Origin of the sequence: Paenibacillus uliginis N3/975 (assembly GCF_900177425.1) — a bacterium.
GTDB classification, from domain to species: domain Bacteria; phylum Bacillota; class Bacilli; order Paenibacillales; family Paenibacillaceae; genus Paenibacillus_AQ; species Paenibacillus_AQ uliginis.
The window spans coordinates 1,933,585-1,949,775 of the sequence record NZ_LT840184.1 but is presented as its reverse complement, the minus strand read 5'-3'; the positions used below and the strand labels follow the sequence as shown (position 1 = coordinate 1,949,775).

Annotated in this window: 17 protein-coding genes and 1 pseudogene; all 18 read right to left on the bottom strand. The window is 45.3% G+C overall.

What is annotated here, in order from left to right; translation table 11 throughout:
* Positions 1-103: 103 nt before the first annotated feature.
* The 18 genes and pseudogenes from B9N86_RS09195 to iolD all read right to left on the bottom strand — a co-directional run bounded on the left by B9N86_RS09195 (position 104) and on the right by iolD (position 16,171).
* On the bottom strand, positions 104-631 hold the full coding sequence (locus B9N86_RS09195; protein WP_208918752.1) for a DinB family protein: 528 nt from the start codon (positions 629-631) through the stop codon (positions 104-106).
* A 102-nt stretch (positions 632-733) separates the two neighbouring features.
* Positions 734-1,006: a hypothetical protein gene (locus B9N86_RS09190; RefSeq protein ID WP_208920179.1), complete on the bottom strand. Its 273-nt coding sequence runs from the start codon at positions 1,004-1,006 to the stop codon at positions 734-736.
* 17 nt (positions 1,007-1,023) lie between these two features.
* A complete protein-coding gene (locus B9N86_RS09185) occupies positions 1,024-1,500 on the bottom strand; it encodes a GNAT family N-acetyltransferase (protein ID WP_208918751.1) in 477 nt (158 codons plus the stop codon).
* A gap of 12 nt (positions 1,501-1,512) precedes the next feature.
* Positions 1,513-2,304 (bottom strand): lipid II flippase Amj family protein, encoded by a 792-nt coding sequence (locus B9N86_RS09180; RefSeq protein ID WP_208918750.1) that lies wholly within the window; start codon positions 2,302-2,304, stop codon positions 1,513-1,515.
* A gap of 85 nt (positions 2,305-2,389) precedes the next feature.
* Complete coding sequence (locus B9N86_RS09175) at positions 2,390-3,247, bottom strand: aminoglycoside 6-adenylyltransferase (RefSeq protein WP_208918749.1); 858 nt, start codon at positions 3,245-3,247, stop codon at positions 2,390-2,392.
* A 17-nt stretch (positions 3,248-3,264) separates the two neighbouring features.
* Positions 3,265-4,011: a GNAT family N-acetyltransferase gene (locus tag B9N86_RS09170; RefSeq protein WP_208918748.1), complete on the bottom strand. Its 747-nt coding sequence runs from the start codon at positions 4,009-4,011 to the stop codon at positions 3,265-3,267.
* Between the two features lie 64 nt (positions 4,012-4,075).
* The gene (locus B9N86_RS09165; protein ID WP_208918747.1) at positions 4,076-4,864 is read right to left on the bottom strand and encodes a class I SAM-dependent methyltransferase; all 789 of its coding nucleotides are present in this window, start codon (positions 4,862-4,864) and stop codon (positions 4,076-4,078) included.
* 11 nt (positions 4,865-4,875) lie between these two features.
* Positions 4,876-5,778 (bottom strand): TIM barrel protein, encoded by a 903-nt coding sequence (locus tag B9N86_RS09160; protein WP_208918746.1) that lies wholly within the window; start codon positions 5,776-5,778, stop codon positions 4,876-4,878.
* A gap of 21 nt (positions 5,779-5,799) precedes the next feature.
* Positions 5,800-6,774: a S66 family peptidase gene (locus B9N86_RS09155; RefSeq protein WP_208918745.1), complete on the bottom strand. Its 975-nt coding sequence runs from the start codon at positions 6,772-6,774 to the stop codon at positions 5,800-5,802.
* A 20-nt stretch (positions 6,775-6,794) separates the two neighbouring features.
* Positions 6,795-7,859, bottom strand: a complete 1,065-nt coding sequence (locus B9N86_RS09150; RefSeq protein WP_208918744.1) for a Gfo/Idh/MocA family protein — start codon at positions 7,857-7,859, stop codon at positions 6,795-6,797.
* A 16-nt stretch (positions 7,860-7,875) separates the two neighbouring features.
* Positions 7,876-8,346 (bottom strand): SRPBCC family protein, encoded by a 471-nt coding sequence (locus tag B9N86_RS09145; RefSeq protein ID WP_208918743.1) that lies wholly within the window; start codon positions 8,344-8,346, stop codon positions 7,876-7,878.
* 337 nt (positions 8,347-8,683) lie between these two features.
* Positions 8,684-8,821: pseudogene (locus B9N86_RS30210) on the bottom strand (DinB family protein); the annotation flags it as partial.
* A 152-nt stretch (positions 8,822-8,973) separates the two neighbouring features.
* Entirely contained in the window at positions 8,974-9,591 is a 618-nt protein-coding gene (locus B9N86_RS09140) for an NUDIX hydrolase (RefSeq protein ID WP_208918742.1), read from the bottom strand.
* A gap of 15 nt (positions 9,592-9,606) precedes the next feature.
* The gene (locus B9N86_RS09135) at positions 9,607-10,143 is read right to left on the bottom strand and encodes a hypothetical protein (protein ID WP_208918741.1); all 537 of its coding nucleotides are present in this window, start codon (positions 10,141-10,143) and stop codon (positions 9,607-9,609) included.
* A gap of 240 nt (positions 10,144-10,383) precedes the next feature.
* Complete coding sequence (locus B9N86_RS09130; protein WP_208918740.1) at positions 10,384-11,973, bottom strand: solute:sodium symporter family transporter; 1,590 nt, start codon at positions 11,971-11,973, stop codon at positions 10,384-10,386.
* Positions 11,974-12,043: 70 nt separating this feature from the next.
* Positions 12,044-13,090 (bottom strand): Gfo/Idh/MocA family protein, encoded by a 1,047-nt coding sequence (locus B9N86_RS09125; protein ID WP_208918739.1) that lies wholly within the window; start codon positions 13,088-13,090, stop codon positions 12,044-12,046.
* Positions 13,091-13,182: 92 nt separating this feature from the next.
* Positions 13,183-14,079, bottom strand: coding sequence for a myo-inosose-2 dehydratase (gene iolE, locus B9N86_RS09120; protein ID WP_208918738.1), 897 nt, complete (start codon positions 14,077-14,079; stop codon positions 13,183-13,185).
* Between the two features lie 157 nt (positions 14,080-14,236).
* Positions 14,237-16,171: a 3D-(3,5/4)-trihydroxycyclohexane-1,2-dione acylhydrolase (decyclizing) gene (iolD, locus tag B9N86_RS09115; RefSeq protein WP_208918737.1), complete on the bottom strand. Its 1,935-nt coding sequence runs from the start codon at positions 16,169-16,171 to the stop codon at positions 14,237-14,239.
* Positions 16,172-16,191 lie beyond the last annotated feature (20 nt).

Here is a 16,191-nt window from a genome sequence, read left to right as displayed (position 1 = left end):
GACCGAGTTGAAATGTGATGAGCATCATGGGAAGAAAAAAATCTATCTACTTACCTCTAAGAAGGCTGGCCGCATTTAGTGGTAGTTATTCTGCTGGTATATTCTAATGTCTCGTATCTGTAATCGGGCCTTTCCCTTCAGCCAAAAGCTTTGTCAAATAAACAATTTGTCCGGTATGATATCCGTAATGCTCAGCCACATAGAACAGATGGCTTTGAATCGGGCGTACATAATAAGAATCTGAGCTTTCCGTATTTCCAACTCTCATTCGCTTCCAATCCTCAGGGTCGTACCATATCTGTACTTCACGTTGTAAATCCTGATCTAGCAACTCATCCAATACAGATTCCGATTGCTGACGGACATCTTTCATCCGGGTAAGAATCGCACTAACATTCATTCCACCGTTCATCGAGAATTCATTAGAACGTTCCCGGATAAACGGCTTGTTACCGATTCCGCTCACGAAATGCTGGTATTCGTTACCGGCCAGATGAATGCACAAATTTCCGATGCTTAGCATTTCTCCGTTTACTCGCTCCCAGATCTGTTCATCCGAGAGACGGTTAAGGCAAACTTCAATTCGCGCCAGTTGGGTGTTCATCTGTTTCAGCACTTCTTGGACAAACATATGTTAAACCTCCTTCTGTGTATCATATTTATGTTCATTTTATTGATTTAGTCATGTTGACCGCTAATTTCATAATGGATAAACAACTTATTATGCTTCTGATCACAGCTTTCTCTTTAGTCTCCATCTTATCGTACCGTATGTAAGAGCAAGCAAGATAAAAGCTCCGATGGCATAAATCCATCCACCACCCCTGTTGATTACACCGAAAGCAACCTTTTGCTGTAAATATTCAACATTGTTGTAGCTGTTTATAATATCAGGCACATCATTTTTCGTGAGTATATAACCTTGAATGACCATAAACAGAATATAGCCGAAACAAATGACAGTACTAAACACTACGGATTCAATCACAATCCTTTTTTTGCTCATATTCATCCCCAAACCTGCTATAAATCTTTAATAAAGGTCACACGTGAGAACCCTTTCGTATAATAATCCGTTTCGTACTTCAGTTCCTGATAACCCAAAGAACGATAGAAGGCCAATGTCTCCTCATTTCCCGGGTGACCTAACGTAGATAACATGACCCTGCTAATTCCTTGTGCCTTTAACAATAGGGATAGCGATTTCAGCAAGTCCTTTCCGATTCCCTGTCTATGATGTTTAGGAGACACGACTACACCAACGAATTCATACAGCCTTAGGTCATCGTTATGAATGTATCCTGCATGACCTACCATTTGCTCCCTCTCATCTGTAGCCACAACGTACTGCGACTTTGTCAAATCACGATCAGATAGGTAAATGGCCCAACGTTCTGGATACATCTCAGTCACAAAATCCGGGAACTGAAGAGGATACTCCTTCATTAATTTTTTCACAGATTCCTGATCCTGCTCCTGTAAAAAACGAAAATTAATCATCGAGATCCCCCCCTATAGTAAAGTAACAGCCATACTGATCAAATAAGCAGCAGGTACGATAACTAGCTGTGCAAGCATCGTTCCAAAAAAGCGTGTGACCATTAACAGTGTAAATACCTTGCCGAGCTGATCTCTCGTTTCCGATTGATGTGTTGCTTTGTCTGTAATGAGGCCAAGCTGGGGATCGATAAATATCGTTAATATAATGGTGGCTATACCATTAATGATACCCGAGGCTTGTGAAGCCGTTGTGCTTAACTCAGGCACGATATGTGCCGCATATAAAGAAGACAGCACACCTACGGTATAAAAAGCCGTTACCACGATGTTAAGAAAAATAAACCGATTGGGAATGCCCAAATATCGGAACTGGCTGATCTTAAGTGCTGGTTTTCTAAAATAATGCTTCGTATTTTTGAGCTGACCTATCGTTACGCTGGAAATGAGTTTGGGGATCGATCCAGCCACTTCCAGCTTCGCTATAACTCGGGCGAATAGGTTCACGAACGTGGGAAACAGCGCTATGGCAATCAAGGTGCCAACAGATGCTGCAAGCAGGATAAATCGAAAATAATGGAGTACATCAAAGGAAGAATCTATTCGGGCATAGTCTACAAATTTAGCTGTCAGCGGAGCCTGAATCAGGTTGGAGGTTCTCGATACAAGCACAATAATGCCCGTCAGAGACAAGGCGACAGCAATTTTGTTCAACTTTACGCCGGCATACCGGGCGGAATAGGACAATGTTTCCGCCGTGTGGATGACCATCGTCAGAACAAATACGATTATGAGACTGTTCAGCATACGAGGTACTCCTCTCCCATTTAGAGGACATTAGAGTTTCTTCAGGCCTTACCTGTATAAGTTAATCCAAAGATTTCGTTTCATATCATTGTTGTTCTTGCACCCCGGTAATCCATGTTGTGACCCTTAAATCAAGCTCATCCGGGTAGTCTATATTCAACTTCTCTGCCGTTTCCAGAGAAAGGTCGCGGAACAGATTCATGGTTGAGATCAATGCTGTCCAGCTGTCCTCCTGATTGAAACGACCAAAGACACGATCAAGCTGATCCATTACGTCAGCTTCGACCCATTCACGCATAAATTTACCGGCATGCCATATATCCTGCTTATGGTGCACAGCTACTGCATGCCATTCCATCATTTTCAAGAGCAACTGTTTCATATCTGTATCTCTGGTTTTGGCGATCCATAATTCGTTGCGCAGTATCTGCTTCGCGACATACATGGAAGCGAACCAGAACATATTCACCACTTGAAGAAACTCCTCATTGTGAACAGGTTTAGGATTAATAGATAATACCTCTGTCTTTCCATCAGTAATCTGAGCTAGACAAGAATCCTTATCTACAATAATCCGGAATCCTCTGTTAAAACCTTCGGGTATGCTTCCTTCTTGTATCTTGATAAGTTCGGTATCCGATTTAATTACAAAGTCAGCTTGCAACCCGCCTGAAAATAACACTAACCGTTCAACATCTCCACCTGAAGTGGTGGATACAAAACTGGTCCAAGGATTACCTATCTCTTTCAACCAGGCATCGTTGCCAATATAAAAATCCGATCGAGACGTGAATATGACGATATCCAAGTCAGACCATTCATCTGCTGGATGATCTAATCTAGCTCTGGATCCAACAATTACTGCGGCTCTGATATCATCGACCGTGTCAACCCAATGAATAAAGTCACTTTCAAGCTCCTTATAACTTCCATTCACTTCCATGAAAGTAGGCACTCCTCTCACTCCACCGTAATATTAAAATCCATCCCATACGGATGAAGCCCTAACTTTTGAGCTACTCGTTGAGAATTCAAATTGTCCCAGGACGTACTGTAGAGCGGTATGCGACCTTGCTTTAATACTTCGCCAATCCATTTTGCAGTTACCTTTGCAGCCAGTCCTCTCCCCCTGAAATCTTCTACGGTTGAAAGGCTTGCTTCAGTAGCTCGGTCTGAGATTCGGGCGGAGCAACATAGTGAGACCACTTGACCGTCCCATACGTAACCGACTATCGGCAGATGTTCTGTGAGCTTAAGCGTTAAATGATCAAAATGTCTGCTAAGCATATGAGCATTATTTTCATTGATCACCATTACCTGTTCATCTTCCATAGACGGTGGGATGCTGTGAAGGTATGCGTAAGCTGGACCAATCCATACATTTTTCACTGCACTATATTTTCCGATGATTTCACATAGCATTACGATATTTATAGATGATTTGATATGATCATTTAGCTCTTCTGCAATCGCCTCGGGTAAGCGATCACTTATATACGTATGCATGGAATTATGTGTTTTCCCAATAAAAAGCGCAGGTGAATCTGTCTCGCCCGGTTCGTTTATTCTAATCATCCGCCCTGTTTCATCCAAAACATACAATGTCGAAGCCTGAATCTGCATCAGCTGATCGTCATTTAGATCAATGCTCTTCATAAAACTACCTTTATAATCATCCTGCTTCGCTTCTCTAATGATAAAATCCATAGTGTCCTCCAGCAGTTTGATATAAATCCGTATCAGAGTTTATCTAACGTTGTTCCACATGGATTTAACAGCTCTTCCGTTTGGCAATCCATAGGGTCCATCGGTCTTGTTCCTTTATTTCATCGTCTTGCCTATCTTGCAATTTTTCAAGTATATAGGCAACGAGCTCCCCAAGTTCATGATCATTCAGGTCATGAAGAATAGATCGGCCTGTTCGATTCAGCAGGTCTTGCTCCAGTTCGGCTATATCATGATAGGTTCTACGCGTTTCCCAGAAGGAAATCTCTTCAATCTGTTCAAATTGATTCGCAGAAAGGCTTTGTACCACGGCAAGACTCGTATGTCTCCGCTCCGTTTCCTTCTGAATCAATCTAGGGTATTTCTCGAAAAAATATCCGCGAATGTGGTTCACACTTCCAGGAAGAAGACAATCTGCCTGGGTCCTGTCCTGCACAATGATCAATCCGCCCTGCTTTAGCACACGAGAAGCTTCCCTGAAGCAGGCATCTAGATCCGTAATGTGATGAATAAGAGCCCGCTCCAAGATCAAATCCACGCTCTGCTCTGGCAAACCGGTATCAAGCGCATCCCTCTGCATAAAAGTTATATTATCGTAAGAGCTGCAGTTATCCCTTGCCCCATCCAGATTGGATCTGGAGAAATCCATACCTATGACACGGCTCGCTCCCAAATCTGCCAATGCCTTGCTGTATATCCCGCCAGCACATCCGATATCGAGTGCAACCCCAGGATTGTTACCGACATATGGTCGCAAAAGTTCAATCCACTCGTGATCGGCTGTTCTTGCAGCGTAGGTATGTTTATTTTTCCCGTCATGGAAATCAATGGTCATCGCCGTACCTCCTATAAGTGTCGATATGACACTGATGTTAGTCCGAGCAGCCGTGCAGTTCTCTCATATTCTTCAAACAATTGATCCTTACTGATCAGTTCATGGTTGTGCTCGAAAGTAAGGTGAAACTCTTGATTCCGGTCAGACAAATATTCAAGATATCGATGAGAATCTCCGTAGCTTTCATCCTCGTCATGCTCAGGCAGCACTGGCAAATGATGTTTAAAAGTATCATCCGAGTAAACGACATTGCTGTAATGCACCAAATAAACCTGAGAAGCCAAAGTCTCCATAAAGTTATACGGATCAAAACCCTCAAACGCTCGGCGTGCGATATCCAGCCTTGCCGTGTCGATAACCAGACCGATGTCGGGATTATTTAAAAACGATTGAATAAATACATCTTCGTAATTCCCGAAAAAATCATGCTCCAGCACAATACGTTGTCTGTACTGCTGCTGCAGCTCGGATAACCTCTCAAACAGCCGTTCGGAAATGTCCCGAAATTTGGACTTACTTAATTGATCATACTCATATCGATTCAATGAATCCGGAAGTTTCAGATAAGGGACATAAGGCTGCTGATAAGTCGGATAGAATGGATAGTGGAACAAAATATAATCTGCCCCACACTCTGCCGCAAGCTTAACTTCTGTCGCTATTCGTTCTAATGCCTCTCTATATTGCTCCGGATCGGGAGAATTCAGAGTAGGCAGCGTGTAGCCATATGTACCGAGAATAGGACCGTGAACACCAAACTTGAGGTTTTCGTTCATGCAGAATCGGCTTACCTCTTCAACAGCTTCTTTACTCAGATACTTCGAAATCTCCATTCCGCTAATGAAATCATTCGATATATCGTTCCATCGATTCAGCGTGAATTGATGCCACATCCCTATCTGAAGACGTCTCATTTTCTATTCCTCCATCGCCATTTACTCTGTAATACTTAGCTTCACTTCTTTCCCGAATGCTTCAAGGGTTGCTTCTCCACCGACAGGAATCGTAATTTGCGGTGATGTATGTCCAAAGTTAACGTCGGCTACTACAGGCAGGTGTTCCAGTTCTTTCTTGGATTTGATAATATCATGCAGGAGTTGTCTGTTCATCTGTGATGACGGTTGGAACCGTCCGATAACTATTCCTTTAACATCATTAAACCCAGGCTGATGAATGAGTGATTGCAAATCACGATCGAACGTCGGTGGCTGCGATTCCAAGTCATCTTCAAGAAACAAGATGGCGCCCTCTAAACTCGGCATAAACTCTGTCCCATGCAGCAGGTTGAGTGTACACAGATTACCACCGATGATTACACCCTCCGCTTTTCCTTCATTAATGACATAAGGGCCATCGTTCTGGATAAACGTCCGGTTCTCCTGATCCATATACCAGGCATCATCACTCCATTCTGCTGAAGGAAGTACTGATACTGCCCCCTCTTGGAACATCATTTTGTAAAAATATTCGGTCGTATATTCAATCCCGTGAAGCATGCCAAAGGTTGAATAATGCGGACCCGAATACGTAATCAACCCTGTCTTAGCATAAATAGCGCTGCTTAGTACCGTAATATCGGAATATCCGCACAATCTTTTCGGATTCGAAGCGATAATATCATAATCAATATAACTCAGTATCTGATTGCAGTTGTAACCGCCAATCGTTGTGAGAATGCCCGAAACATTTGGGTCCAGAAACGCTTCGTGTAAATCTTGAACTCTGGATTCGATGGACGATGAACTAAACGCGTCACTTTCCTCACAATGCTTGGAGTATGCTACAGTGAGCCCCATCTCACGCAGTTGTTGCTCGGAAAGTTTCCGTTGTTCTTTTGCAATAATAGACATACTCCGTGAGGGTGACAGGATACGGATCTCATCACCTGACTTGAGCTTTTGTGCTTTCATATTAAGTCCTCCTTTATGTTCTAGCGACTATAGCTCACTTGGATTCTTGACTGTGTGTTCGCGGATGCTATGATTGCATCAAGTACAGATTGAACTTTATGTCCATCATCGAAAGTTGGTAAATCGACTAGTCCATCATCACCGTTTATCGATTTATGTATTAAATCTACCATTGGATAAAACACACTATAGTAATGTTTAAGTGGAGCTTTTAATTCATATGGCGGTTCCATTTGGTTGATCTTGAGCTCTTTAAAATCCCCACCAAAACTTAATTCAATAGACTGGTCATTCCTCATGATCAAAGTTCCCTTGCTGCCGTAAATCTCGAGAGTCCAACCCGTACCTCTAATACCGGGATAAAAGACATCAGACGTAAAAGAAGTACCATTACTAAAGCTACCGATGATTGAAAATGCATCATCTGTGTTCCTATTTTCTATTTCAGTAGCTCCTGAAAAGCTAGGGACAACCGTTCTCATACTAGCGTATACATGGTCGATTTCTTCTTCCATCCACCACATCATTGAATCCAGCATATGCGAGCCTACAGCAAATAAATGTCCTCCACCAGACTCTTTTTGCCCTTCCCATCCTCTAGGTTGAGTCGCTAACGCTTCATATCCAGAAAAAATCCCCTGGTACTTCATATGATGTATACTGCCAAGTTCACGATTCTTCAAAATTTGTTTGATCCTTTGTCTGACAGGCGTTAATCTCCATTGGAAATTTACAAACCCTTTGCACTTGGTTCCGATGATTTCATTCATCATTAACCGAGTCTGATCCGAGTTCATTCCTAGTGGTTTCTCACATAATACATGCAATCCGTTCTTCAGTGCTTCCATTGTCATTGAACAATGATGTACTGGAGCAGAAACAACAGATACTAAATCCAGTTCCTCCGCTTCAAGCATCTTATTCCAATCGGTGTATTGTTTAATGTTGGGCATATCCTTTTCACTGAGACCTCGATGAACACTGGCAATACACTCCACTTCAAAACCCTCATGCATTTGAAATATAGGAGCGTGTACTGACGCCCCAAACCCACCTCCAATGATACCAACGCGAATTTTTTGCATGTATTCTATCCCCCAGTTAGTAGTATTCCCGGCTGTACTCCTCGATTCTGCTCTTTAACTCTCGATTTCGGTATATTAAAAACTGACGCATATACGATTTCAGCACAACTCTTTCAGCAATCCATCCGAGGGGGCCCAACGGCGCCTCCAGATAAAGAACATCCTGCATGATCGTCGTAATCCCTAAATCGATGAAATGATGCTCATGCTTCAGGCTTTTGAATGCTCCACGGCTCATCGTATCTACAAAAAGATACGGCCTTTTGTACTCCGTAATTTGTGAAGACAGCCTCTGCCGGATCAAAAAGTGGGTCGCTTCAAAAGTGACAAACTCTTCTTGTCCGATCATGCCGCTCGTGACTCCCTCAACCGCACGTTCTTTTGTATGAGGCCACACAGTCTGTGTATGAAGATCGATATCCCTGGCAAAATCAAAACAAATGTGAATAGGTGCCATGATTCCAATTTCTGTTGCAATCTTAATCAAAAGATTTACCCACCTTTATGTATTCTCTCTGCTGCTTAACACGACAGATGTTTCAACTTGTCTCTCAGGAATATTCCAGTACGTTTGAAGCAATGTATTCTTCTGTTCCTCCGATACGAGAGTGAAACCATTTTTAATATAAAACGGAATTGCCGTACCAATTCTTCGTGTGTCATATAAGGCTCATGATATCGATCCTCAGGTATAACATCTTTGTATGCCTGCGCGGCATCATTAATAATATGAAGTATAACTTCCGTATCTGATATCACACAGCCTCAAATGGCTCACTCCTTTTACATTATGATGTTAGTCCCAACAGCGCCTACTAACTTTTTCAATGCTTCAATCTTTTTCGGATCATTCGGATCTGTCCCCGGTGGTTTATCTCATCCTCGAACACATGAAACCACATGAAATAATAGTTAGCCAGTTTGTTGTACCAGAAATTCTCTTCTGTGTTCAGCCATTCATCATCAACCTATCATTCCTTATCTAGCAAAAAAGACACCAAGCACGATTAAGCTTGGTGTCTAATATAAATCTTATCTTAGGTGTTATCTGCTGTTAATAGTATACATCAAATGGCTTTAACCGGAAATGCCATTACACTCATCAAGTGCAATGCTAGTCAAACCACACATCTTTCGCCGGATTCCGAAGATACTCGAACATCTGCTGAAGCTGTTCCTTGGTGTTACGTTCCAGCGATAATTCCGGCAAGTTATTTTCGCTAAAGAAACCAACCTCTGAGGTCTCTACTCCACCTGCCGCTTCTCCCCCAGTTAGTTCGCATTGGATAAACATCTTATATACATGCTGAGATGCAGGCGGATGATTATGGAATTTCTTATCCAGCACTGCCAGTAGTCTGACAGGCCGAGCATCATAACCGGACTCTTCCTTGATCTCTTTTACGGCAACCTCTTTTGCCGATAGCCCAATGTCCGCCCATCCGCCCGGAAGTGCCCATGCTCCATCTAGCCTTTCCTTGACTAGTAGAATTTTCTCTTCTTGAAAAACAACCCCGCGCACATCCACCTTCGGTGTCGGGTATCCGCTGTCACTCGCAAATAATGTTCGAATCTTCTCATGCTCCATATCGGTGTATTCATGTAAAATAGAAACGCTTAGTTCTCGCAGCTGTTCAAATCGTTCTTTATCATAAACATCCTTGGAATAGGCAAGGCCCGCCTGGCTGATCGCCTGAATCTCCTTCGCCCACTCAAGCCACTTCTGTGTCATTGTACTTCCCTCCATTTATTCTAGCGGTTTAACCTGATCTTTCCAGCGTGTCATAAAATATCGATTAGATATTTCGAGGGCTTCCGTGCGGTCGCTGGCCGGTGCTGAAATCATCAGTCCATCTCCCCCGTTCCAGCCACGCCCACCTGAACCGGATTCCTCAAACACCTCTATTGTAAACTCGCTCATATCTGTATTTGTGTACATTGTTCCGTAGTTATAAGCATATAAGCTGTTATCACTATAACCTCTGTAAGCAATTAACGCGGGACTGTTATCTCCGAAAAATTTTATAACGAGCTCTCTCTGATTGACAGGTACGGGAGGCTCTTCATTTTCAATATGGATGGTCCCCGTAAAAATTCTTTCCCCTTTGAAATTCCGCTTCATCTTACCATTGATGTTGACGGTGACAGACTCTTCGAAGTCCTTGTTCTCTATCCCTAGCCTATACTTCACCCCTTCTACTGTATGATGAATAGACTTCGGAACCATATACCAAATGACGCCAGCCAAAGCAATCAACAGGCCCATCAGTATAGATACGGTCACTTTTCTGATACTCCACTTTCTCAGAATGGCTCACCCCGTTTTCCATAAAATTTCAATCCTACTATATCATATGAAAATACAAAAGAGGGTGTCCTAGAGACTTTCACTCATTAGTCGATTGCGTGCCAAACGCACAAGAGGGCGTCCGTCTCTCCAGACAGACACCCTCCTCTATTTACACTTAACTAGTAAGCGGTTTCAAACATTCTAATAATGTCTGCTTCTATATTAGACTTATCCTCAAGCCGCAATCCCAAGCGGGGAGAACAGCACATACATTGCGATCATCAATATGACCATGACAACCGTAAATACTCTCGCATGTTTCCATGGTGTCAAGTCTACCTTGCCTGAGTTGTACAGTTCGAAATCTTCATCTCGCGGCGCAAACTTGCCGACAATAAGCATAACAAGCACACACACAGGGAACAGCACACTTAAAATATACAAGAAGTTAATCTCACCTAAGAAGAACTTGGACAACGCATAGAGTACAATGTGCGCACACAGCGCAATTTTCGGTGCAATCGCCGGTACTCGCTTCGTGAAGAATCCGACCACAACCGCCGCGATAATCGGCACATTATAGAATCCGAACATTTCTTGCAAATAATAGTACAAGCCTGATGGTGCGAATAGAATAAGCGGTGCTATCGCTACCGATACGAGGCCGAGCACGATAGCAAATATACGGCCAGCTTTCACCAATTGCTTCTCTGTTGCTTGCGGTTTGAACATCGGCTTGTAAATATCCAACGTAAACAACGTCAAAGAGCTGTTCAACGCTCCGTTGAAAGAGCTTAGGATTGCACCGAACAATACAGCCGCGAAGAATCCGGATAACAATGTTGGCAATACTTCGATAACGAGCGAAGGATACGCCATATCCGCATTTGATAATGAGTTATTGAACAAGTGGTACGCAATGATACCTGGAATAACAAGATAGAAAGGTCCAATTATTTTGAACATACCTGCATACAGAACGCCCTTCTGGCCTTCCTTCAAGTTCTTCGCACCTAATGTACGCTGCACGATCGCCTGATTTGTACACCAGTAGAACAAGTTGTTGAATAGTAGACCGAAGAAAATCGTAATAAATGGAACAGGTGAACTGCTGTCACCGATAGAATTCAGCTTTTCAGGTTCCTTTTGCAGCAATGTGTTGACACCATCGACAAGGTCCCCTCCCCCTAGTGCAACTAGACCAAGAACCGTAATTAACAGTCCGCCTACAATGAGACCTACCCCATTCAACGTATCTGACAAGGCACAGGCCCGCAGACCACCGAGAACAACATACAGGATACCGACAATACCAATCACCAATGAAACGACGAGTACCATTCCAAAGTCACCGAAGCCAAAAATAGAGGACAAGTTAAAAATCGTATCTAACACAAGCGCACCTGAGTAAAGAACTGTTGGAAGATACGCCATCGCATAACCGAGCAAGAACAAGATCGAAATAATTTGACGTGTACGCATGTCATAGCGCTGCTCCAGGAAGTCTGGAATCGTTGTAATACCTGCTTTCAAATAACGGGGCAGGAAGACAAACGCCATGAAAATTAACGCGATTGGCGAAGTAACCTCCCACGCCATAACGACCATGGATGAGCCATAGCTCTGTCCATTCAAGCCCACCATTTGCTCGGTGGATAAGTTCGTCAGGAGTAGAGAGCCCGCAATGACGATCCCCGTCAAACTGCGTCCGCCTAAGAAATAGCCATCTGAACTGTTCAAATCTACCGCTTTCGTCTTATGCCACGAATACCACGCTATGAAGCACGTATACAGTAAAAAGGTAATGACCGTGATGTACAGCATGCCTTTATTCCCCTTCCGCTCATCGAGTAACGATAGTAGCCTTTCTGCTTGCAACTTGCGATTTTCGTTTCTATTTTCTGTGGTGCACAGCGACCAACTGGCCCGTCTCAAACGATTGCTTGCACGCATATCCTAAAATCGTCGACTGAACACCATCCGCCACCGTTACTTCCGGCTTCCGATCTTCACGGATACAGCGGATGAATTCAATCACTTCATCCACATAAGCCTGTTCGAACCGCTCCAGGAACCCGCTCGCACACTCGCGTACGATTCCGCGATCATCCATTAGCGCAACTTGATTCTTCTCTGGTATCGTACCGATACGCAAAGAACCATGTGTCCCAATAATTTCTGTCTCGATATGATAACCATGGGCACAGTTCCGACTTGCCACGAATATCCCCATCTTCTTACCCTCGAACTGCACGAGAGCCGCTCCTGTCTCTGCATCCTCCAGCTGTTCAAGCTCTGGATAACGATGCGAACCGCCAATTGCCCATACCGTTTCCGCTTCAGCGCCAAGATACCAACGTGCTAGATCGAGATCATGAATCGCCATGTCGAGGAACAATCCACCACTGTAGTTGCTCTTAGCGAACTGCAAGAAGCTAGGCATCGCCTGAGCAGGATCGAGTCCATAACAGCGGACAAGCACAGGCTCGCCAATTGCTCCCGCTTCAATCTGCTGCTTAGCATAAGCGTAAGAACGGTCATAACGTCTCATGAATCCGAGCATGAACACTTGATTAGGATGACGTATTACAGCTTCCTGCACACGCAGCGCTTCTTCGATATACAAGCCAAGCGGCTTCTCGGAGAAGACGTGAAAGCCCGCTGCCAAGGCCTGTTCGATCTGCTTGCAGTGGAAGCCAGATGGAGAAGCGATGAAGATCGCATCAAGCTCATTATTGCGCAGCATTTCTTCGTAATCTGTATATCCGTACGGAACACCAAGATCACGCTTAGCAGCTTCCACTTCCTCCTCCTTCACACTGCATACGGCTGTCAATGTACAGTGCGGTATACGGAATGCCAAATTCTCTGCATGCTGTCTTCCTAATCGGCCTAAGCCGACTAAGCCAACCGATATGCGCTTGTTGTCGTTCAATTGCATGCTCCCACTCCCTTTTCCTCGGTTACACTTGCTCTGCTGGCTTATACGCGCAATTGCTTCGAATGTCAGAAGAGCAATCTCTTTTCCCCCACCTATACTCCTGCTTTGTCCCGAATATATCCTCTCGCCTTTATCGCGTATTCCAACGGATTCGCCTTCGCCGGGTCCTGTTCTGCCTCTACGAGCAGCCATCCTTCATACGAAGCGCCCGATAATTCCTCGAATACAGGTGTAAAATCGATGCATCCATCTCCTGGAACTGTGAACACACCGGACTTCACGGCTTGCAGGAAGCTCAGCTGCTCCGTACGAACTTGATGCGCTACGTCTGCCCGCACATCTTTCAAATGCACATGCTTAATGCGACTCATGTGACGCTTCAGCACATCCAAGTGGTTTTCGCCCGAGAACACGAGATGACCGGTGTCATACAGCAAGGACACAAGAGCTGGGTCTGTGCTCTCCATGAGACGATCGATCTCTTCTGTCGTCTGTACGACTGTCCCCATATGATGGTGGTAGACGAGATGCATCCCCTTCTCCCGAGCCAATTCCCCGAGCCCGTGCAACCCTTCTACGAGACGATTCCATTGTTCATCTGTAAATACAGGCTTGTTTGCGAATAACGGCGTCTCCATTTGACCTTGGATGCTGTGACCTTGCTCTGAAACAACGATCACCTTCGCACCCATTGCATGCAGGAAATCACGATGTTCGATGAACAGTCTAGCCGTCTCTTTATAGTCCTGAACGGTCAAATATGCGCTGAACCACGCACTTGCCACTTCTAAGTTTCTTAAGTTTAACGCCTTATGTAAAGCGCTTACATTTTTGGGGTACTTATTACCGATCTCCGTGCCTGTGAATCCTGCCAGAGCCATCTCACTAACACACTGTTCAAACGTATTGCTGCCGCCCAATTCAGGCATGTCATCATTCGTCCAACCGATAGGGGCAATTCCAAGCTTTACGGTACCTGCTGCAAACATGTCCATTCCTCCCAGCTTAAGTGGCTATCTTTTTAATCCCTTTAAAGAAGGCGGAGGGTTAAGGTGATCTCCTTTTGATCTTGTAAAAGCTTGATCACCTTTCCTTCTTCCGCTATTCACTGAACTGCATACCAGTTCCCCGAGTATCAGTGTTCCATTAGTAAGGTCTTGCCTGTTTCAAATGGTGCTCTCGGTCCACCGACGCCTGCTTAATTCCAGCCTGATCTGACACTTGAGCAACACCTACATTCCACCAAGCGCCATAACCATCTGTCATTGTCTTTGGTAGTACCTTAATGTCCAAGAGCGTTGATGTCGTCTGTTCTTTCGCCCACTCAATCGCTTCAGCGAGCTCGCCCTTCGTACGTACGGTACGAGTTGCGACACCATATCCAGCAGCACTTTTGGCAAAGTCGATCAGCAGTAACTCCCCGTCCAACTTACCTGTCGACAAGTTGCGTGCTCGGAATTCTGTACCAAAGCTTCCCATGCCATGACCCATCTGCAAGTTATTAATACAGCCGAAGCCGATGTTGTCGAAGAGCAATACGTTCACTTTTTGCCTTTCCTGTAAGCTTGTGACCAGCTCGGAATGCAACATCATATAGCTGCCATCCCCGCAAAATGCGTACACTTCGCGCTCGGGTTCCGCGATCTTTACACCGAGAGCTCCCGAGATTTCATAGCCCATACAAGAATAACCGTATTCCATGTGATACGTGTTCGGTTTCTCCGACCTCCACATCCGTTGCAGATCTCCCGGCAGACTACCTGCTGCACCAACGATGACCGCCTCTTCACCAAGTAGATCATTCAATATGCCCAGCACCTGCGTCTGCGTAAGATGGCTGTTCAGCACCTGCACATATTCCGGCAAGGCCTCATTGAGATGACCTTCAATCTCTGGCTTGAAGTTGCTTGTGTCATATTCGATCTGTGCCAGCCTGTTCCACTCTGCCGTCCACGATTTCTTCGCTGCTTCAACCTCAGTCTTGTAGGACGACTTATAGCCAACCTGCACAAGGCGCTCATGCAAAGTAAGAAGTGCGGTGCGGGCATCCGCTACGACACTGACCGCATCAAGCTTACCAGCATGGAATGGCGAGGCATTAATCGTCAACACCGCCTTATCAGGGTGCCCGAACAACTCCTTCGAACCCGTAGTGAAGTCGGTGAACCGTGTGCCGACACCGATAATAAGATCGGCTTCGCGTGCAAGCTTGTTAGCCGCTTCATTACCCGTAACCCCAATCCCGCCTACATTCCACGGATGGGATGCAGGGATCGCGCTTTTTCCAGCCTGCGTCTCGACGATCGGGATGCGGAACGCTTCCGCGAACGCTATCAAGGCTTCTCCTGCCTCGGAGTAGCGAACACCTCCGCCGTACACGAGAATCGGCTTCCGTCTCTCGCGGATAAGATCTTCTGCCGCCTTAAGCGCCTCTTCGCTCGCAGGGCGGCGCTCGATGCGATGTACTCGGCGCTGAAAGAAAGACAGCGGATAATCGTACGCTTCCGCCTGCACATCCTGCGGAAGTGCGATCGTGACTGCTCCGGTATCCGCCGGGTCCGTCAGCACGCGCATCGCTTGAATCATCGCTGACATCAACTGCTCAGGACGAGATATGCGATCCCAGTACTTACTAACTGGGCGGAATGCATCGTTCGTCGAGATCGTCATGTCATACGTCTGCTCGATCTGCTGAAGCACCGGATCTGGCTGACGGGAAGCGAATGTGTCACCCGGCAGCAGCAGCACCGGGATCTGATTCGCTGTCGCCGTTGCGGCAGCTGTTATCATGTTCGCTGCACCTGGCCCGACAGACGAGGTGCAAGCGCAGATTTGTCTGCGACGCTTCTGCTTCGCAAAAGCAACAGCAGCATGTGCCATGCCTTGCTCATTCCGGCCTTGATATACTTCAAGCTCCCCAGGCGCCTCTTCCAGCGCCTGGCCTAGACCGAGCACGTTGCCATGCCCGAATATCGTAAAGATCCCTTTTACAAATCTCTTCTGCTGTCCATCAAACTCTATATATTGTTGATTCAAGAACCGAACCAGCGCTTGGGCTGTCGTCAATCGAATCGTCGTCATCGTTAGAACCAACCACCTTT

What these genes read in the sequence shown, in the direction of transcription:
- B9N86_RS09195 (WP_208918752.1), bottom strand. Translation starts at nt 631, where the DNA reads ATGTTTGTCCAAGAAGTGCTGAAACAGATGAACACCCAACTGGCGCGA.
- B9N86_RS09190 (WP_208920179.1), bottom strand. Translation starts at nt 1,006, where the DNA reads ATGAGCAAAAAAAGGATTGTGATTGAATCCGTAGTGTTTAGTACTGTC.
- B9N86_RS09185 (WP_208918751.1), bottom strand. Translation starts at nt 1,500, where the DNA reads ATGATTAATTTTCGTTTTTTACAGGAGCAGGATCAGGAATCTGTGAAA.
- B9N86_RS09180 (WP_208918750.1), bottom strand. Translation starts at nt 2,304, where the DNA reads ATGCTGAACAGTCTCATAATCGTATTTGTTCTGACGATGGTCATCCAC.
- B9N86_RS09175 (WP_208918749.1), bottom strand. Translation starts at nt 3,247, where the DNA reads ATGGAAGTGAATGGAAGTTATAAGGAGCTTGAAAGTGACTTTATTCAT.
- B9N86_RS09170 (WP_208918748.1), bottom strand. Translation starts at nt 4,011, where the DNA reads ATGGATTTTATCATTAGAGAAGCGAAGCAGGATGATTATAAAGGTAGT.
- B9N86_RS09165 (WP_208918747.1), bottom strand. Translation starts at nt 4,864, where the DNA reads ATGACCATTGATTTCCATGACGGGAAAAATAAACATACCTACGCTGCA.
- B9N86_RS09160 (WP_208918746.1), bottom strand. Translation starts at nt 5,778, where the DNA reads ATGAGACGTCTTCAGATAGGGATGTGGCATCAATTCACGCTGAATCGA.
- B9N86_RS09155 (WP_208918745.1), bottom strand. Translation starts at nt 6,774, where the DNA reads ATGAAAGCACAAAAGCTCAAGTCAGGTGATGAGATCCGTATCCTGTCA.
- B9N86_RS09150 (WP_208918744.1), bottom strand. Translation starts at nt 7,859, where the DNA reads ATGCAAAAAATTCGCGTTGGTATCATTGGAGGTGGGTTTGGGGCGTCA.
- B9N86_RS09140 (WP_208918742.1), bottom strand. Translation starts at nt 9,591, where the DNA reads ATGACACAGAAGTGGCTTGAGTGGGCGAAGGAGATTCAGGCGATCAGC.
- B9N86_RS09130 (WP_208918740.1), bottom strand. Translation starts at nt 11,973, where the DNA reads ATGCTGTACATCACGGTCATTACCTTTTTACTGTATACGTGCTTCATA.
- B9N86_RS09125 (WP_208918739.1), bottom strand. Translation starts at nt 13,090, where the DNA reads ATGCAATTGAACGACAACAAGCGCATATCGGTTGGCTTAGTCGGCTTA.
- iolE (WP_208918738.1), bottom strand. Translation starts at nt 14,079, where the DNA reads ATGTTTGCAGCAGGTACCGTAAAGCTTGGAATTGCCCCTATCGGTTGG.
- iolD (WP_208918737.1), bottom strand. Translation starts at nt 16,171, where the DNA reads ATGACGACGATTCGATTGACGACAGCCCAAGCGCTGGTTCGGTTCTTG.